This window comes from Moorena sp. SIO2C4, assembly GCF_010672485.1.
GTDB classification, from domain to species: Bacteria; Cyanobacteriota; Cyanobacteriia; order Cyanobacteriales; family Coleofasciculaceae; genus Moorena; species Moorena producens.
The window spans coordinates 1-19611 of record NZ_JAAHGN010000001.1 but is presented as its reverse complement, the minus strand read 5'-3'; the positions used below and the strand labels follow the sequence as shown (position 1 = coordinate 19611).

At 43.5% G+C, this 19611-nt stretch carries 12 protein-coding genes and 1 pseudogene; 8 read left to right on the top strand and 5 right to left on the bottom strand.

All coding sequences use genetic code 11. The features are described 5' to 3' along the window. Positions 1-124: 124 nt before the first annotated feature. On the bottom strand, positions 125-3592 hold the full coding sequence (locus F6K20_RS00060) for a response regulator (RefSeq protein ID WP_287293302.1): 3468 nt from the start codon (positions 3590-3592) through the stop codon (positions 125-127). 556 nt (positions 3593-4148) lie between these two features. Here F6K20_RS00060 and F6K20_RS00055 point away from each other — a divergent pair. After that, positions 4149-4808 carry a hypothetical protein gene (locus F6K20_RS00055; protein WP_287293293.1) on the top strand — a complete coding sequence of 220 codons (660 nt, stop codon included), beginning with the start codon at positions 4149-4151 and terminating at the stop codon, positions 4806-4808. A gap of 133 nt (positions 4809-4941) precedes the next feature. Next, positions 4942-5145 (top strand): hypothetical protein, encoded by a 204-nt coding sequence (locus F6K20_RS00050; protein ID WP_287293292.1) that lies wholly within the window; start codon positions 4942-4944, stop codon positions 5143-5145. Positions 5146-5180: 35 nt separating this feature from the next. Here the strand turns inward: F6K20_RS00050 and F6K20_RS00045 are convergent, their stop codons facing one another. From F6K20_RS00045 to F6K20_RS00030, 4 genes are all read right to left on the bottom strand, one after another. Then, on the bottom strand, positions 5181-5990 hold the full coding sequence (locus F6K20_RS00045; protein ID WP_287293290.1) for a peptidoglycan-binding domain-containing protein: 810 nt from the start codon (positions 5988-5990) through the stop codon (positions 5181-5183). A 132-nt stretch (positions 5991-6122) separates the two neighbouring features. Then, positions 6123-7397 carry a M16 family metallopeptidase gene (locus F6K20_RS00040; protein WP_287293288.1) on the bottom strand — a complete coding sequence of 425 codons (1275 nt, stop codon included), beginning with the start codon at positions 7395-7397 and terminating at the stop codon, positions 6123-6125. 281 nt (positions 7398-7678) lie between these two features. Beyond that, complete coding sequence (locus tag F6K20_RS00035) at positions 7679-8950, bottom strand: M16 family metallopeptidase (protein WP_287293286.1); 1272 nt, start codon at positions 8948-8950, stop codon at positions 7679-7681. 103 nt (positions 8951-9053) lie between these two features. Continuing rightward, the gene (locus F6K20_RS00030; RefSeq protein ID WP_287293285.1) at positions 9054-10451 is read right to left on the bottom strand and encodes a hypothetical protein; all 1398 of its coding nucleotides are present in this window, start codon (positions 10449-10451) and stop codon (positions 9054-9056) included. Positions 10452-11136: 685 nt separating this feature from the next. Between F6K20_RS00030 and F6K20_RS00025 the strand changes: the two are divergent. The 6 genes and pseudogenes from F6K20_RS00025 to F6K20_RS00005 all read left to right on the top strand — a co-directional run. Then, positions 11137-11286, top strand: a pseudogene (locus F6K20_RS00025) (succinate--CoA ligase subunit beta); the annotation flags it as partial. 310 nt (positions 11287-11596) lie between these two features. Beyond that, on the top strand, positions 11597-11791 hold the full coding sequence (locus F6K20_RS40420) for a TLTLP motif-containing protein (protein ID WP_071986960.1): 195 nt from the start codon (positions 11597-11599) through the stop codon (positions 11789-11791). Between the two features lie 571 nt (positions 11792-12362). After that, positions 12363-16694, top strand: a complete 4332-nt coding sequence (locus tag F6K20_RS00020) for a PAS domain S-box protein (RefSeq protein ID WP_287293282.1) — start codon at positions 12363-12365, stop codon at positions 16692-16694. Between the two features lie 227 nt (positions 16695-16921). Further along, positions 16922-18472 carry an adenylate/guanylate cyclase domain-containing protein gene (locus F6K20_RS00015; protein WP_008189675.1) on the top strand — a complete coding sequence of 517 codons (1551 nt, stop codon included), beginning with the start codon at positions 16922-16924 and terminating at the stop codon, positions 18470-18472. Between the two features lie 176 nt (positions 18473-18648). Further along, complete coding sequence (locus tag F6K20_RS00010) at positions 18649-19146, top strand: HNH endonuclease (protein ID WP_008189673.1); 498 nt, start codon at positions 18649-18651, stop codon at positions 19144-19146. A gap of 97 nt (positions 19147-19243) precedes the next feature. Beyond that, positions 19244-19611, top strand: a 368-nt coding sequence (locus F6K20_RS00005) for a DHH family phosphoesterase (protein ID WP_502708797.1), incomplete at its 3' end; no start/stop codon positions are given.

The following is a 19611-nucleotide window of genomic DNA, read 5'->3' as shown; positions in this document are numbered from 1 at the left end:
TACTCATTAAAGTTAGGACATTGATAAAAGCTCATTTGCTAATGCACGTAAACTTTTGCCTCTTGCCTCTTGCCTCTTGCCTTACACGTAGCGCTATATTGCACAATTGGGCAACGCTAAATTATTAGTCATGCAACGCTTCTGCCCGTTCCCAGTCCTCTGGCACCCCATAGCTTTGATACCTTTGGCAGCGTTTGACATAGAGCATGGCTGCTTTATCCTGGGGATTGCTTTGTAAAACTGACTGAAATATCTGTTCAGCTTGGGCAAAGGCTTGCCGATGGTAGAGAAAAGCAGCTTGTTCAAAGTTACTCTTAGTTGTTCTCTTTAACTCCTTCAGTTGCGGCTGATCTTGATCAAATAGCTCAAATACTGCCACCGGTTTATTTTTTCCCTTAACTTTGACTCGATCCAGAAACCTATAACTGTACTTTTGAAACTGATTCAGGTTATAGAGGGTTTGTTGGCTAATCATAATCCCTGCACCATAAAGTTTGGTTAATCCTTCCAAGCGGGAAGCAAGATTCACTGCATCAGAAATCACCGTACTTTCCATCCGCTTTTGTTCACCGATTGTTCCGAGCATTAAGCTACCTGTATGTAAACCAATACCGATAGTAATCGGAAGATAACCACTCTTGCACCGATGCTGGTTGTAGAGCGCAACTGTTTGTTGCATCTCAAGTGCACCTTGAACCCCATCATCCGCTGACTCAGGAAAAAGTGCCATAACTCCATCTCCAATGTACTTATCAATAAAACCGTTGTGAGCGCGGATTGCTGGACTAACTCGACTCAGATAGCTATTAATAAAATTAAAATTTTCTTGAGGAGATAACTGTTCTGATAGGCTGGTAAAAGAGCGAATATCAGCAAAAAGAACAGTCATTTCTTTTTGAACATGATCCCCTAATTTAACATCAACAATACTGTCATATCCCAGGAAGCGCAAAAAATCATGGGGGACAAACTTACCATAAGCAGAGGTAATTTTAGAAAGCCGTAGATGACTTTTAATTCGGGCTAACAATTCATGCTTAGAACAAGGCTTAGTCAGATAATCATTTACCCCAAAAGTAAACCCTTCTACCAAATCGGAAACTTGATTGTTGGCGGTTAACATGATCACCGGAAGTTCACTGGGCAAAAACTTCTGGCGAATTTTTGCACAAACTTCATAGCCCGTCATGCGGGGCATCATCACATCCAGTAATATCAAGTCAGGCTGGAAGCCAGTTGAGAGCATTTCTAAAGCTTCTAAACCATTAGTGGCTGTAGCGATCGCATAGTTTTCCATGGAAAGATAATTGCTAATAACCTGGCGGTTGACTGGTTCATCGTCCACAATCAAAATTTTGATATATCCACTATCTGCTGCTAAGGCTCCAGTAAAGTTCGGGGTTTCATTCGTGAAGTCGGGGACTGGAGCGATTGATTCAATTGGGAAGAGTGCTGAGGTCTGCTGAACCTGCCTCTGAGACACTGGCAAAGTAAATGTAAACTGGGAAGCAGACTTATTTTGCGATCGCCTAGGGGAGCCTCCCAGACGGCATTGTGCTTCTCCCACCCTAAGCGATCGCACATGAATTTTGCCACCGTGTAACTCGACTAACTGTCTAGTAACCGCTAATCCCAAACCCCTCCCGCCGTATTCTTTAGTCCTGGAGCAATCTACTGATTCAAAGGAGTCAAAAATCCGATTTAATTTATCTGCTGGAATACCAATTCCTGTATCTGAGACAGTAATGACTAACATTGGTAACTCATCATTGCTAACAGGTAACTGCTCAGCTGATACTTCCACCCTACCAGATTCAGTGAACTTAATAGCATTTTCGATTAAGTTATAAAGAATTTGTTGCAGCCGATTTTCGTCAGCATCTACCAAGGGTAGATCAGCAGCAATTGAGTTAATTAACTGCAAAGGTTTTTTGCCAATTAAAGACTGGGAATGTCCAAGGACGAGATTGGCTATTTCTCGCAGGCTGACTGGCTTAATTTGAAGTTCAAGATGTTTGTGTTTTAGCTTCGAAAAATCCAGGAGATCGTTGACTAAATTCCCTAGTCTTTTTCCACTAGATGCAATGATAGCAAGATTAGCGTTTGCTTTGGAGGGCAATTGTCCTGCAACACCATCCATCAGGGATTCAGCAATGCTGATAATGCCATTGAGGGGGGTGCGGAGTTCTTGGGAGGTATTGGCTAAAAATTCGTTTTTCAGTTGATCGAGGTGCTGCAATTCAGTATTCTTGGCTTCTAGGGTGGCAAACGACTCTTGCAATTGTCTTGCCATGTTATTAAATGCCTTAACCAAAACCCCAAGTTCATCGGAGCGCTCCTGATTGACAATTTGGTCAAATTGTCCCTTCTCTAGAGCAATGGCTGCATCCTTCAGTTGGAGGATAGGCCGGACAACCCAACGGGATGTAACGATTCCGACTTCTGTTGCCAGTAACAATGCTACTAGGCATAAGGCAATAGTAGTGCGGGTATGGGCGTGGATTTGTTCGATGAAATCCCCTTCTGGCACGACTACCACAATCAACCAATCCAAGCCAAACTCATCTTGAAACGGCTGTATTTGTACAAATTTTCGTTTACCGTCAACAGCAAATTCCCATTGCTGTAAACGTTGAATTGGTTGTTTTTGATTCAGCTTGGTTGATAAATATTGAGCCGTAGCTTTAGTGAAAGCATTACTACTATCCGTTGCTTTAACTCGTTCGGCTCCGTAGTCTTTGTGAGTAGAGTGAAAAGGCTTCTCACCGGTAGAGGTTGCCACCAGCATTCCCGAACGTTCAATGATAAAAACTTGTCCAGTTTTGCCAACCTTTAGACTGCCTAAAAAATTACCGATTTGTGATAAATTTATATTAGTTAGAAGTACCCCCTGCAATTGATCCTGTTTGTCGTAAAATGGCATTGATGCACCGAGATAGGCAGTTATCCCAGCAGTATTGGGGTAAATTTCACTCCAAGTTGAGCGACCAGCTTTGACAGCAGTTCTATACCATGGTCGAGTGCGCGGATCAAATTTAATACTGTCTAGGATTTCCTGACGCTTCTTGATACAGTCGCTCATGGGGGTTTCCCCCATGAGCGCGCTGCATAGCTCCCCAAATTCGTTAGTAGAATAGGAGTGAAAAATATGATTGGTAGCTTTGGTGGAGACTCTTAGTATCAGTGTACCATCATCTAATCGTTCTGCTCCTAAGTTGTCTTTATTCTCTAAGCCTAATCCAGTAAATGTCAGGGTATTAAAGATCTGAAGCTGCCGCCAAAAGTAACGCTCTAATTGAGGAATATCTTGCAAATTCAATTGACCTAGATTGATGGCAGTGGCATTAATCTGATTTACTACATGAGGAATGGTTAGATAAGATTCCAAATTCTGCTCAACCCGAGCATTGACTTCTTCAAGCAGTTGAGTAGCAACATCATTAACCGCTCTCTTGCTGTTTCTATAGGACAGATATCCCACAAGTCCCACAGCTGCGAAGATTTGCAGGACAAATGGTATGACCAAGATCAGGCGAAGGGGAACTTTCCCAGAAACCTTGGAAACCCCTTGGGCTAAAGATTTGAATATCATTTGCTTGTGCCATCCTGCTTGACTGACAAATCGCATTTGAGTTACATTTACAGAGTTCCCAAAAATCTATAAAAAGTAGCGTTAGCACCCCTTGACTGAAGTAAGGGAGGTTTGAGTCTCTTTTTTAGTTAACTGACCAGCCGAAGACCTTAACAAAATTGGTAGCACTCGATCACTATCAAAAAATTCTCAAAAAATTGTGATTTTTCCAAAAAACTAGTAAGCATTCAGGGATTAGCTCCTCAGCGTCGAGAAGTGATGTATTACTTCTGTAGTTAAACTTTTTTGTCGTCCGCGACCCTGGAGTGAAGTCGGTCTCTTGAATGGGTTCTGTTGCGGGAATTATAAATCTCTTATAGCTGGCAAGCGGAGCATGGGCATAGCATTTTAGCTGATGTCTGAATGCTTATGTTCGCGTAGCGTCGGCTTTGCCGAAAGTCCTTCATAAATCTTTATCTAGAGTATCGGTTTTTTTGTTTTCAAATTATCTTAAGGAAGTACAATATAGTTATTTTGCCATTAACACTAACGTGATTTTTGGTTTGGGGGCATCAACATGGTTAGTTTAAAAGGGTTCTCAGTGGCTACAGTTGCCGTGGTTTTGAGCAGTTGCTTAATCCCAGGAAAAGCGTTGGCTAGTCGTCTTGATTTCACAGCTGAAGCGATTGGCAGTTCAACTCCTGCAACAATACTAAATCCCAGTATTGGTCAAACCCTACAAAACGGCGATTTTACGATAGAAAGGACTGGGGGTAACACCATCCTTGGTAATGGGATTGATGAAGATACCAGTTGGAGCTTTGATTTTTCTGACTTGGCAACATCAATAAATGACTTATTGCAAGCGAAACTAATTTTAGACCTGACACCAAACAATGCCCTGATTACTACCGATGTATTTGGTATCATAGGATTGGATACTATTACTATTGATCTGATCCGCAATCTCCCAGTAAGAACTAAGCAATCGGTGTCTTTAGATTTACTGGAGTTTTACGACTCAGGAGAAATCGAGGACGTATTTAATGCCAATAGTGGCAAAATTCCGGTATTTTATGGAGATGATGCCATTGTATCTCGTGCGGAGCTGTCATTGTCTACAGGTGAAAGAGTTCCCGAACCTACTGCTACCCTAGGTATTTTAGCTTTGGGGGCTTTAGGAATTAGTTCAGTATTACAGCACGAACTAAAGCAGCAGAAACAAACAAAGCAGTAATATCAATCAAGATTGATCACTAGTCAACCGGACACGATATACCTGAAAAAATGTTGCGTCAGTCTTTGAATGAATAGGAGTAGAGTGGGCATCCTGCCCGCTCGGAAATATATCTTGCCCACTCGGAAATATATTGAAACGGGCAAGATGCCAGTGTCTTGATGCAGTCGCTCATGGGGAGGGGCTGTGTGCGGAACTTGTTTCCGCACCTTGTAAGCCCCGTGGAAACCCCCAAGACCGCGCTGCATCGCTTCCACGGCAAGATGCCTATTCCACAGGTGTGACCCAAGGCCGCGAACAATCCCTCACGGCCTTGGAGGCGCGTACCTACTCTTAAAATCATTGCATTATTCAGCAACGGCAAAAATTTGATCAACGTAGCAAAGCATTCCAAGTAGCAGGACCAACAATGCCATCAGGTTCTAGTTTGAACTTGCGCTGAGCGGCTTGAACTGCAGCTTTCGTAACCTCTCCAAATACCCCATCCACTGTGGCTTTTAAAAAACCAAGAGATTTCAGTCGCCTCTGCAATTGCTGGACTGCTGGACCACGCATACCTTGTCGGAGAATTGGTAAAGTTATAGCGCTAGGCTTAGTTCTCTCGACAGACACCGCATTGCCTGTTGTGGTAGTGCGATTACCAAAGCCAGTGCTGGTTGCTGGGGAAGAAGGGTTGGGACGAGTTGTGGTGGTTTGGGTAATAGCTTCTGTGATGGAAGGCCTCGGAAACGATGAAGCTGAGATGCCATCAGAGGTGGTTGGTGCTGTTCTACTTGCTGAGGGTAATGGATTGGAAGTAGAGGTTGAGGATGTTGGATTGGGTGGGATGCTGGGAAACAAAAGATTCCATTCAGCAGCTCCCATGATGCCATGGGGAGCTAAACCCGCTTGTTGCTGGAGCTTGGAGACAGCGATCGCAGTGTTATCTCCATAAAACCCATTTACCTCTCCTGTGTAATACCCCAATAATTTAAGAACTGCTTGTAATTCAGATACTCTTTCCCCCTCACTACCAATGTCGAGAGTTGGTCGGTTGATTTTGACTGAGGTAATTGCTTGAGCCAGTTTTGGGATAACGCCATTGGCTTCAAGGGCAACTGCTGGCAAATTCCCTAAGCTAAGGGCTACTGATCCAAAGATAGTTATACCGATAATGCTGTTAGTGGTGTCTATAGAATCCATATTTTTAAAGCAAATTAAATCTTATCACGACTTAATTTAACTTTATCGATTAAAGCGGATTTATTGACAACAATACATTGAGTCTCCCCCGTGTTTTAACCAGAGGAGACCTCAAGTTTTTGCTTTGCTCAGTTAACTCAGGAAGTTGATTGCAACAGCCGGTCCGACTAGAGAAATATAAGGTTCAATGAAATAGCGATTAGCTGCTGCTTGAGCCATCTCTGGAGTAACCCTTGTCACATCTTGTTGAAACAGGGTATCAAACCCAATTCCTAGCCCGATCGTCTCATACCAGCCATAGACTTGAGCTAGCTGACCATTGGTTTGTTTACCTAGTGCATACTGACCAAGAAGCTTATTTTTAGCAACTTGCAATTCATCCTGACTCAGTTGTTGAGAACAAAGACGTTCCACTTCGGTAACCAGACCAACCAGGGCAGTTTCTGTATTTTCCGGTGCTGTTCCCATGTAGGCTATAAACGTAGAAGCCGACTGGCGTGTCGGGAATAATGCTGAGACATCATAGGCTAAACCCCGTTTTTCTCTGAGTTCTACAAACAAGCGGCTAGAAAGACCATTCCCTAGGTAGGTATTGAGGAGTTTGAGGGTAGCAAAGTCAGCCTCTTGTACAGCTGAGGTAAGATAACCCAGCATCACAATCGACTGCTGCGTCTCTTGGGCAGTGGTCAATTGGCAGGGTTTTGCAATCGGGGAGGGTAAGGAGGGTTTGCTCAGGGGTGTATCGGGAACTTGCCAATCCCCAAACACTTGCTCTACCTGCTTAATCGCATCTTCTGAGTTAATACGACCTGCAATACTAATTATGAGGTTATCAGGGCGGAAATAAGTCTGATGATAGTTTTCTAAGTCAGCTCGACCGAGTGTAGATACGGTCGCTTCTTCTCCCAACACCGAAAAGCCGTAGGGATGGTCTTGATACATTGCCTGTCGCAATTGCTTATAGGCAATGTTAAAGGGTTGCTCCTGTTGCGCACGAATAGTTTGAATGGTTAGGTACTTCTCTAGGTCTACCTCAGCATCTGGGAAACTAGGCGATCGCAAAATCTGTCCTGCTAGCTGTAACATTTCAAACCAGTCAGCTGCAACGGTTTTCAGGGAGAGTAAAAAATAATCGTTAGCTGCATCAGCACCAAGTTGAGCCCCCATAGACTCTACTCGTTCGGCAATGTCTATGGAGGATAATTCTTGGGTTCCCTTAGTGATAACTGCTGAGACCAGATGAGATAGCCCAGCTTGGTTTGGTGGATCGCACTGACTACCTGCCCGAAGAAATAGACGGCTGGCAATGATATCAGCAGCAGCATTTTCAACTACAATCACCACGATGCCATTATCTAGCACTGTGCGATGGATATTCTGTTGTTGCTTTAGTGTGATATTAGGCATGATAGTCTTAAGTATTAGGCTCGATAATCTTAGGTTTTAGGCAATTTTCAATTTTCAAAATTTAAATGCACTAATTTCTACTTTTACTACATGCCTTTGTGAAGAGTTACCACCTTTAATTAGTTTTAATTAGTTTTAATTAGTTACGATATCAGCTATCTTGTTGAGGATTATGATAGCTCAGGCGATAGGTATAAAGATACAGTATCAGCTAATAAGTACATTACGTCTAAAGATGTCAGCTTTTGAATCTAAAAATTAGTGACGATTTAAGCTATACTTTAATCTATACTGTTGAGAATTGTGATAGCATAGCGATGGGGAGAAAGATACCGCTGGGCTAATTGGATTACGTCATTAGCTGTTAGCTTTTGAATCTCAATCGGATAACTATAGGCTGCTTGTGCTGTAGCAATAGTGCTGTAGTAACCATACAAACCAGCAAGTTGACCAGCAGATTCTGTGGAAAAAATATAGTCGTTATAGAGCTGACGTTGACAACGTTTGAGTTCTGTGGTTGACACTGGTGTCTGTTGCAATTGCCACAGGTGTTCCCTAATTATTGCTTCTACCTGTTCCAGGTACTCGGGTTCTAGGTAGGCGGTAATAGTAAACAAACTCGAATCACGCTGTAGAGAGAAGCTACTACCAATGTCTTGCACTAATTGTTTCTCTTCCCTTAATTCTCTTACCAAGCGAGAAGAACGTCCATCAGCCAGAAGCACAGAGAGTAAATCCAAACCACAAGCATCCCGAAGCTGATCTATCCCTGGTCCGTGCCAAGCCATCAATAGACGTGCGTGTTCCAGGCGAGGCAAGTTTAGTTCCTGACGCCTAATTCCGATAAATGGTGCTTCAGCCATCACCTCTGGTTTAGGACAATCACTGGGGGAAGCAAAATCTTGAAATGACTGGTTAACTATAGTTAATGCTGATTCTTGGTCAATATCACCTACAATCACCACAGTCATATTTTCCGGTTGGTAATGGTATTGGTGGAAACAGCGCATTTGTTGGGGAGAGTGAGCCATCAAATCCGCTTCAGTACCCAGAATCGGTCTGCCATAGGGGTGACGTTGGTAAACGCTCTCAGAAAGAGCCTGAAATCCCACCCAATCAGGATTATCGTAGCTGCCACGAATTTCTTCTAACACCACACACCGTTCCCGGACAAATTCTTCTTCAGGAATAGCAGGATGCAAGAGTAATTCTGCCAAGGGAGGCAGGGTCTGTTTTAAGTACTCAGAAGCACTGGTTACGAAAAAATGAGCAAAGTCATGGCTAGTAGCGGCATTCGTTACACCACCGTGGCTTTCAATCACATAGTCAAACACACCAGGAGCAATGGTCTCGGTGCCCTTAAAAATCATGTGTTCCAAGAAGTGAGCCATGCCAGACCATTCTTGTGGTTCTGCGATCGCACCAGCACCAACCCACACATCGGCCACTACTACTGGTGTAGCGCTTAGGTATTGATGAATGACATTCAAGCCATTGGTCAGTTTGAAAACACTAGCAGGAAACTTTATTTGAGGCAGGGGCTCAGATAACAATGCTTCTAATCTCAATGTGTAACTTCTTACATGATATTACTTAAGGTTAATTTAGGTTAACCCAGTGTTAAAGATCATGTTTGCTACTTCACAGTTCTCCTAACTAAGTGCCAGGACTGTGTACCTGAATCAGAGCCCCATCAGCAGTATAGATTTCCATACGGATTTCAGAATTATAGCTAATCCCTTTGAGGGCATCTTCTAACGTCAATACGTGATTGACGATGCCAGCGTGAGCGTCTACATCACCTCTAACTTGAGCCGTAATGGCTGTTTGTCTGACCTGATACATATAAGTAGGTGTTAATTCTACTTTAATCAGACTTTCACCAATGGTGTAATTACAAACTCGAGTTTCCCCAGTACAGATTTGTTCAAGATCACCACCAATTTGTTTTAACTTTACCTGCAACTGCAACTTGCTTTGAACTGCCTTAAGGGCGTTTTGATAAGGCTCAATTAAAGACTGTGCATTTTTGTGGTAGTATGTGGAGTTTGGAACTTGCTTCACGTAAGTTAAAGCGTTGCGCCAATGAATCGCAGCCACCGACCATTGTTGCTTTCCCTGAGCCTTTTGAGCTAACTGAGCCAGACGTAGTCCCTGATTGTAGGCGTTGGTAGCAATTTTTTCCTGGGTTTTGCGATCGCGCGCCCTGGCCAGATTAGTTTTATAGAATTCCTCCAGTCGTTGCTTGTCCTCTTCAACGGTTGTTCCTTGAGGAATTTTGTTCAGACGGTCTAATGCGGTTTTCCAAGTACTATAGACTAGTTGCCATTCCTCTAAAGTCTGGGCTACACCCTGACGAGCTTGGGCAATCTGAGCCGCTTTCTTAGCTGCTTTCATAATCTGACTCGCCTGTCTTTCTTTGACTAATCGCCGATTAACTTCGTCTAAATTGACCTTATATAGCTTAATTTTCTGTTGCGCTATAGCATTAAGGCTACTCTCCTTAGGCATTTGTTCAAGGCGGGCAATTGCCTCTCGCCACAGTTTTTGAATTGCAATCCACTTTGATGCCTTATGGGGAGGATTTTTCCCTTTATGACCTGCCCTAGCCGCCATTTGCATGGCTGTCACTAACTGATCTAGGTCTTTACCTCTGATTTGATAGGCTTGGAGCAATCCTTGTGCTGTGTCATGCTTCATTGACCAAAACGGAATTGCTTTGAGTCCTTCAATCGCTGTCTTTAATTGCTTCTGAGCTTCGAGAATGTCCTTTCCCGATTTAGGTTTTTTGAGGGTGTCTGCTGACTTTTTACTCAATAGCTGAGCTTCATTGAGTACAGTACAAGACCCAAATACGCAGGGACGGGTAAAAACATAAAAGCCGCCGGTTAAAAATACTAGACCCAATCCCATGCCCACCACCACCAACAAAAGAAACGTACTTTTAGAATTTCCTTCATCGGGTTGTAGTGTTTCAGGGAATGGCTCATCGGTTTGAGCCTCGGGATCAGAAAGTGGTTCGTCCCAAGGGTGGGCTGCAACGTCAGAATCCATTGATTGATCGTTGCTGTGGTTAGACTCAGGGGTGAACTGGTTAGAATCCATTGCCTGTAGCAGGAGGAAAGCCAGGGATACCAAAAAAGGTACTTAATCTTAACCCAAAATATACTCCTATGCTTCCAGTGGTTAGGCAGGAATTGGTGAGATATTAAGGCAACAGTGAGGAATTATAGGGGTTAGGGGGGAATTTTGAAGAATCAAAGAAGCAAGGAGTGACATCCTCGACCACCATAATCTTTGATTCGGTCTAGACTTCCCACCTTACGATTAGACATTCCTAGATCGGGACTTATCTAGAACGATGAACAAACACCTGCCCTAATCTGGAGTTATGAACTAGTAACTTCTATAATAGACATCTCCAGAAACTCGGTTTTGACCCAGGCAGTGCAAGGGTTTGAGGTTAATTTTTGGAGATGTCTAATAGATGAATAACTAAGTGATGGCGTTTAAAGCGATCGACACCTGCTTCCCTTCTACCTATCCTACCTAGGGGCTACTGGGGGAATAATTTTGCTGTTTTTAATGACCAATTTAAGGATCCGTCAGCTGGTAGACGCTTTCACCGAAGTGTTTCTACAGCATTGACCAAGTGGCAAAAGATTTGAAACGTCGTGGTTAGGATTGTTCGCGAATCATGCATCTGTTATAATACCAGGCTAAAGAATTATTCCGTGAGATTGGCATTCCGGTTTTGCCTGCTCAACGCATTGACCATCCTACCGACATCAAGGGATTAGAGATTCCCTATCCGGTGGTGCTCAAATCTCAAGTCTCTACTTATGGAGACAACCCAGCTCGTCGGATCCGGTGTGTAGAGCAATTGATTCGTCACCCCATCACCCGTTGGTCGGATTTACATCATACTTTGCATACTACAAACTGACATGGGGAATGTGGGTTATAACCTGTAACCTACAACCTGTAACTAACAACCTACAACCTGTAACCTACAACCTGTAACCTTGTTGAGCCTAGTTTTTTGCAAAGTATCGTTAAGCGGGCTGGAATTTGGTTGAGATTGTTTACTAGAAAACAATCCTTTGGGAATAAATCGATAAAATAGAGGATGTAGGGTTTATGATAAGACCCAACTAATCGTCGTTTTCAACTGACCTAGTTTAAATTTCAATTAATTTATGGAAATTAGTGGCTCATCTGCCAACTCTTCTGACCCTCACCCATATAGATGGGCAGAAGTCTTGGGTACGGTAATTGCGCTGTTGACCTTAACATTACCTTTGTTGATCATCGCTTACTACTCTTCTTCAAATAACTACGTTAATGTTTTGCCACAAACCCCCTACTCGCCTACGACGAGAATAGAAAATTGACATACAAGTTTTTTAGATAACCAAAGCACAATATGTGGGTGCGCTGATTTAAAAACCTTCAATAGCTGAGGTGTAATATAAAATGCCAGCGTCATGTCTCCTAGGCAATGGCGTAAGGGGGATTCTGTGAAATCTCAGCTTTATAGAAAGTTTAAGTTGAATGGTATATCACTTGCCTTGGCTCCTTGATGATAGTTAAAAGGAACAAGGAAAAGGAGAAAGGGGAAAGAGAGGAGATTGGTGTCGTCTCTTTCACCGAGGCTACCTCTTATCAAGCAAAGGGAAGGGAGACAAGGGAAAACCATCAACAATGAACAACAATGAACAATTACCAGTCTCCTTCGCTATATGCCAGCTTAAGTCGGTAGCCTTCACCCATAACCTTTCACTTTTCACTTTAACTAAATCTCTAGGTCAAAAAAACCTTTAATTTAAAGAGACTGAAAAAAATCTAACTAGAAAATAAAAGAGTTTGTAAAGTTGCGGAATTTACCGGTTTAGGGATTGAAAATTATGTCAATGTGCGTAAAGATTAGTTTCGCCTAACTCCATCTTTGGGCGTATTCCCAAAATGATTTTCATCCCAAAAGGATTCTGGCAACACTTAACCAATTTAGGTTTACTGACTTTGGTTTACCTTGGGCTGGCAAACTTAGTCCATGGATTGATTGGAGGAAATACATTAGTACCACCAGTTTGGTCTCCCGCAGGAGTTACCCAAGCAACCGTATTACTACTAAGGGAGCATCTTTGGTGGTTAACCGAACAACAAGGAGTTTTGCCATCGGTTTCTTGGGGACAATTTTTCTGGACTGTGTCGGCTCAGAGGTTCTGGCCAGTTTCTGTAATCACTGCTCTCGGCTATATCTTGTCAGTATTGCTCTCGATCGGATTGGCACTGTTGTGGCAGCTTCGTCCTTCCCTAGAACGGCGACGAGATGTATTGGGTTTCCTAGGGGTGTCGATGGTTGCCACACTCATCGCTCCGACTGTCAGTCTAACTCACTTACACCTGAGTGGTGAATTTGATGGTAGGAATTTCGGGGGGATGTGGTGGAAATGGTGGTTAGGGGACTTAATGGTGGTTTTAGTCGTAGTACCAGTGTTTTTAGTTTGGTGCTACCTAGTGAAGGAGTTGAAGGTTGGCAGGTTGTTCGCGTTCGCGCAGCGTCGGCTTTGCCGAAAGCGTGGCCAATTGGCCAAGGTTGAGAAGGTTGAACAGTCAACCCAAACTAACCTCCAACTGTCTAACCAACAACCGTTAACCCCTCAAGCAAGCATAAAGATCAAGCAAATTATTTTGGCAGCTATCTGGCTGATTTCACTGTTGACAGTGAGTTGGGCAGTGTTTGGGTCGGACATTGCGCCAGAAATGGCAACCTATCCCCTCGCCTGCTTGACATTTCCCTGGCTGATTTGGGCTACCCTCCAATTTGGTCAACGCCTCACCACCCTAGGCTGCTTGATGGTATCGAGTATTGCCATTGTAGGAACCAGTCTGGGTACCGGACCGTTTCTTGCCAGCACCGGGGACTTGAGTGAAGCAGTTCCCCTGCTACAGGTTTTCATGATACTGATGGCGACAATCGCTTTATTCTTGGCAGCGATTACATCAGAACGAAACTCGGCGGCAGAGTTGTTACTCTTAAGCGTTGCCAAATACCGCAGCATATTCGAGAATGCTGTCGAGGGCATTTGTCAGACCACACCTGACGGAAGCTATATCAGTGCTAACCCGGCACTAGCGAGAATATATGGCTATCAATCACCGGAAGAACTAGTAGCAAGTGTCACCGATATTGCCCACCAACTTTACGTTGACCCTCAACGCCGGGCAGATTTGCTTCTACAGCTACAGGAAGATGGTGTTGTTTCAGGGTTTGAAGCACAGATTTATCAAAAAGATGGTAGTATAATCTGGATTTCCAAAAACGTGCGGGCTATCCGCGATAGTAGTAACTTTCTACTCTACTACGAAGCTACAGTTGAGGAGATCACAGAGCGCAAGCACGCTCAAGACGCACTCCTTTACCAAAATGAACGGCTGGAATATCAATTTCAAGAGCGAACAGCTACCCTGAGGCAGCTCAATCGACAATTAATCGCGGAGGTTCTTGAACACAAGCGCATTGAGGATGCGCTTAGGGAGAGTGAGGAACGGTTTGCTCTGGCTATTCAAGCCAACACCAACGGACTCTTTGAAATCAACCTGAAGACCTATGATCATTACTACTCACCCCAATTTCTCAGCCTGATTGGCTACCCATTGGATCAAGATGGACCGACCATTAATGAATTACTGGCACTGATTCATCTTGAGGATCAAGATCAGGTGAAAGCCATCCTAGATAACCTATGTACTGGACGAAGTTCTCAGCGATGCAGCGCGGTCTTGGGGGTTTCCCCCATGAGCGACTGCATCAAGAAGTGGAAACAAAAGTTTCGTCTGCTGCGCACAGATGGCTCAATTTCCTGGATTCTCTCCACTGGTCTGGTGATCACAGATGATAACGGTGAAGTGGTTCGTCTAGTTGGCACCTTTACTGACATTACTGATAGCCAGAGAGTTAAAGCCTTGTTAGCTGGACAAAATCGTATCCTGGAAATGATTACCCAGTGGGAGAAGCTGCCAGATGTACTAGACCGACTAGCTCGGTTGATTGAGGAGCAATTGCCCAAGATTAGGTGTGCTTTCTTGCTGGTGGACAAAAATGGGGTTAATCTGCGTCATACTGCCGCTCCCAGCCTTCCAGAATCCTACATTCAGGCGATTGATGGTATGGTTATTGCTCCATATATGGGTTGCTGTGGCACTGCCGCCTATTGGCGAGAATCGGTCATGGTTAAGGATATTGCCACTCATCCCCTGTGTGGAAGTATCAGGGATTTGGCACTCTCCCACAATCTCAGAGCGTGTTGGTCTATCCCCATTTTGTCCACTCAAGGGACGGTGCTAGGCACCTTCTCAACCTATTACACTCAACCTCATACCCCAAACCCCGAAGAGCAAGAACTGGCGGATAAAGCCACCCAACTAGCTAGAATTGCCATTGAGCGCTCTGTGGCACAGGAGGATGTGCTCCGTACAAATGCCATGCTCAAAGCGCAACAAGAAGCTGCCATTGATGGAATTTTAGTGGTTGATGAAAATTTTCGGGTGGTTTCCTACAACCACCGTTTCTCTGACTTGTGGCAGACTCCAGAACAATTGTTTGAAACCAATGATATTCAAGAATTGCTCAAGCAGGTGAGTTCTCAACTGAAGCATCCCGAAGAATTTCTAGCTCAGGTGGACTATCTCCAAGCTCATCCCAAAACAACGAACTACGATGAACTTTTAATCAAGGATGGGCGTATTTTTGACTTTTATTCAGCACCAGTGCTCACGAGTGGTGGGGATTACTATGGTAGAATATTCTGCAACCGAGATATCACTGAACGCAAGCTATCAGAGGCAAAACTACGGCAGGCGGAACAGAAGTATCGCAAGTTAGTTGAGTCAGCTGGTGATGCCATTCTGATGGCAGATGCGGAAACCGGAATCATCCTGGAAGCCAATCAGATGGCGGAACAGATGCTGGGCCGTCGGAGAGCTGAAATTATTGGCTTGCATCAGAGTCAGATTATTCCACGAGAACGATTCAAAGCCTACTCCCAAAGTTTCCAGCAACATGTGGAGGCAGGGGGTGTATTTCAAGAAGAACTGGAATTACTGCATCAAGTTGGTACAACGGTGCCTGTAGAAGTTAGTGCCACTACTTTAGAGCTGCAAGGCAAGACAGTTGTGCAGGGAATTTTTCGAGACATTAGCGATCGCAAACAGGCAGAACAGGCGTTGAAGCAGGCTAAAGTTGACGCGGAAGTAGCCAATCGGGCTAAGAGTGAATTTGTAGCCAACATGAGCCATGAATTACGTACCCCCCTTAACGGCATTTTAGGTTATGCCCAAATCCTCCAAGAGGAACCTAATCTGAGCGCTACGCAAAAAGAGCAGCTCAGTATTATTCAGCAAAGTGGTCAGCATCTGTTAACCCTACTCAATGACATCCTGGATCTATCAAAAATCGAAGCCATAAAAATGGAACTGGATGTCAGAGATTTTCAGTTTCCCAAGTTTCTGGAAGGTATTGTGGAAATTGTGGTGATCAGTGCTAAACAAAAAAACCTTTCATTCCGTTACGAATTCCTTTCGCCCCTGCCTGAATTTGTCAAGGGTGATGAAATAAGACTGCGACAAGTTCTGATGAACCTTTTGGGAAATGCTGTCAAATTTACAGATACTGGCGGGGTAACCTTTAAAGTTGGTTATTTGGGGTGTTCAGAGTTGAACGTTGATCGGTCTTTAACCGAAAAGCAAGGTACTCAAAAAATGCGCTTTGTCATAGCAGACACTGGCATTGGTATCCCACCAAAACAACTAGCAGAAATATTTTTGCCATTCCATCAAGTGGGTAACACTGACCGTCAGGTTAATGGTACAGGCTTAGGACTATCGATTAGTAAACGTTTAGCGGAATTAATGGGTAGTGAATTAAAGGTGAAAAGCACTGTCGGTCAAGGTAGTATTTTTTGGCTAGATTTAGATTTACCAGACGTTTCCCAGGAACAACAAGGAGGACAAGGAATTGTAGAATCCACTAAGGAAGAGAAAGCTGAAGACGTTATGCCTGTAGCTCCATCGCCAGAGAAAATCTCCGTTCTGTATGAACTCGCCATCATCGGTGATATTAGAGGGATCCAAGAGGAAGCTAATTTGATTGAACAGTTGGATGATAAATTCATCCCCTTTGCTCAAAACTTGCGTCAATTATCAAAAGGCTTTCAAGAAAGACAAATACTGGAATTTGTTAGGAATTACATGGATAAAAAAGACCGCGAAGCTCATGGTCAATCAAAGGATTAAAAAAAATATAAAGTTATTAAAAAATAAATTATATATCTTTAAAATAACTAGCCATTTAAATGATGATTTAAGCCATGAATAAGTTATTATAGTTTTAAAGGTTATAGTTTTAAGGTTTATAGTTTTAAGGGCTTATTTATTTTTTGTGAGATGATATCAGATTATTTGGGCTCTTATTAATTAGCCATTGCTTAGCGAAAAAAAACCAATAATAAGTTCATGTAATTATGAATATTTACTCAGTAACTCAAGCTAATAATCATTCCTATTCCAGCCAAATAACCCTAACCGAGAGCTATAATAAAATTGGCTATAAAGGTGTAATTGTGATTGTTGATGATAGTCCGACTAATTTAGGGGTGATGTTTGAGTTGTTGAGCAATTCTGGCTTCAAAGTCTTAGTCGCTCAAGATGGCTATAGTGCCCTCCAGAAAGTCAACTATACTCAACCGGATCTAATCTTACTGGATATTATGATGCCCGGAATTGATGGGTTTGAAACTTGCCGTCGCTTGAAAGCTCAAGAGTCAACTAGAGACATCCCAGTTATTTTTCTGACGGCTCGTACTGATACTCTCGACAAAGTTAAAGGTTTCAAACTCGGTGCAGTAGATTATCTCACCAAACCAGTGCAGCAGGAAGAAGTAAGAGCGAGAGTCAACACTCACTTGAAACTCGGGCGTTTACAAAAGCAACTACAAGAACAAAATTTTCAGCTGCAACAGGAAATCAAGCAGAAACAAGAAGCTGAGCATAAATATCGCAGTATCTTTGAAAATGCCAATGAAGGCATTTGTCAAGTTACACCAGAAGGACAATTTATCACCGCTAATCCAGCACTCGCAAGTATTTTGGGCTATCAGTCGCCAGAACAACTGATTAATCAAGTCACGGATATTGGGAAACAACTCTACCTCGCACCGATGCGTCGTGACGATATATTAGCCCTAATCCACAAAGAAGAAACGTTATCAGACGTTGAGTCCGAAGTCTATCGGAAAGATGGTATGGTAATTTGGATTTCGGAAAATATACGAGCAGTCAGAGACAATTTTGGTGATTTACTCTACTACGAAGGCACAGTTAGCGACATTACAGAGCGTAAAAAAGCTGAAGATGAACTTCGTCGTGCCCGAACCCAAGCTGAGCTTTTGCTGCTTAATATCTTGCCCCAACCGGTCGCAGAACAGTTAAAAAAAGGAGAACGTACCCTGGCAGAAAGTTTTGAAGATGTCACCGTTTTGTTTGCTGATTTAGTTGACTTTACCAAACTCTCAACCCAAACCTCTCCCACCGAACTGGTCGAAATTCTCAATGTAATTTTCTCAGAGTTTGACCAACTAGCTGAGGAGCATGGTGTCGAAAAAATCAAGACGATTGGTGATGCTTATATGGCTGTTGCCGGTCTGCCAAAACCCTGCAATTATCATGCGGACGCGATCGCTAAAATGGCATTGGATATGCAAAAATTAATTGCGCAGTACAATGCTCAAACGAATCAAAATTTCCGTCTCAGGATTGGCATCAACAGTGGACCAGTGGTGGCTGGGGTAATTGGAATCAAAAAATTTAGCTATGATTTGTGGGGTGATACCGTAAATATGGCTAGCCGTATGGAATCTCAGGGTATACCAGGTAGCATTCAGGTTACAGTTAGGACCTATGAGAAATTAAAAGATAAGTACCGGTTTGATAAACGGGAACCGTTTGAAGTCAAAGGAAAAGGGAAAATGACTACTTATCTGCTCACAGGTCCTAAAGCAATGGGTAATGGGTAATGGGTAATGGGTAACTGACCTAACTATATTTGACTGAACCCTTGACGGATTTCTTTAGTTCAGCCTTTAGTTCAGCAGTTCAGCAACAAGGTAAATTAAACTAACCCATGGAAAAACGACCCAGATTGAGCAACCTGTGCTACTATCTGGGAAAATCCTCCTAGCTGAGATCACCAATGGGTAAGGTTCTGGTGTTAAACGCCTCCTATGAGCCGCTCAACATCACCAACTGGCGACGGGCAGTTGTCTTGTTGATCAAGGGTAAGGCAGAGCGTATCGAACATAACGGCAAATACGTTTACGCAGATTTTCCACTGCCTACAGTGATTAGACTGCGCCATTACGTACGGGTACCCTACAAAGAGATTCCCCTTACCCGTCGTAACATCCTGCACCGTGATGGTCACTCTTGTCAATACTGCGGCTACAGTGGTGATGACTTAACCTTAGATCATGTGATTCCTCGTTCTCGCCATGGAGGTGAGTCCTGGGAAAATATTGTTACAGCTTGCGTGCGCTGCAACGTCAAAAAAGGGAATCGCACCCCCAAAGAAGCCAACATGATGTTGCAAACCCAACCCCGGAGACCTTATAGTAGTCTCCACTTTGAAATTGCTAAACACTTAAAAACTGGACGGCATCAGGAATGGCGGAAGTATGTGATTGGTGCCTAGTCTGCTAACTCATGCCACGACTAATCAAGCCAAAAGGGGGTTGACCAATGGCTAATGACTAATGACTAATGGCTAATGACTGATGACTAAATAACTAATGACTAACAATTTACTTAACAGTGGTGCATCTAGCTTAGATTCAGAACAGGTTGATGCTAAAGCGCAACCGTCATCTACTCAAGATCTAAATCCCTTCGTGGGAAATTCCCAAACAAAAAGGCGGCAGTCGGCTACATCAGGTTCAAAAGTACATTCAAAAGTACAACAGTTGCAGGAGACTCTAGAGCGTCACCAACATGAGCGGCAACTGATCATCCTACAAGATTTCCCTGACCCAGATGCTCTCTCTAGCGCTTGGGCTTACCAGCTGATTGCCCAGCAGTATAATATCCAATGCGATATTGTCTATGCTGGTACCCTCTCTCACCAGGAAAACATTGCCCTGGTTAAGCTGACTGGTTTACC

Bases quoted from the DNA above. Each gene is read 5' to 3' on its own strand.
- F6K20_RS00015 (WP_008189675.1), top strand. From the start codon at position 16,922: ATGAATATTTACTCAGTAACTCAAGCTAATAATCATTCCTATTCCAGC.
- F6K20_RS00060 (WP_287293302.1), bottom strand. From the start codon at position 3,592: ATGATATTCAAATCTTTAGCCCAAGGGGTTTCCAAGGTTTCTGGGAAA.
- F6K20_RS00030 (WP_287293285.1), bottom strand. From the start codon at position 10,451: ATGGATTCTGACGTTGCAGCCCACCCTTGGGACGAACCACTTTCTGAT.
- F6K20_RS00040 (WP_287293288.1), bottom strand. From the start codon at position 7,397: ATGCCTAATATCACACTAAAGCAACAACAGAATATCCATCGCACAGTG.
- F6K20_RS00045 (WP_287293290.1), bottom strand. From the start codon at position 5,990: ATGGATTCTATAGACACCACTAACAGCATTATCGGTATAACTATCTTT.
- F6K20_RS40420 (WP_071986960.1), top strand. From the start codon at position 11,597: ATGGAAATTAGTGGCTCATCTGCCAACTCTTCTGACCCTCACCCATAT.
- F6K20_RS00020 (WP_287293282.1), top strand. From the start codon at position 12,363: ATGATTTTCATCCCAAAAGGATTCTGGCAACACTTAACCAATTTAGGT.
- F6K20_RS00010 (WP_008189673.1), top strand. From the start codon at position 18,649: ATGGGTAAGGTTCTGGTGTTAAACGCCTCCTATGAGCCGCTCAACATC.
- F6K20_RS00055 (WP_287293293.1), top strand. From the start codon at position 4,149: ATGGTTAGTTTAAAAGGGTTCTCAGTGGCTACAGTTGCCGTGGTTTTG.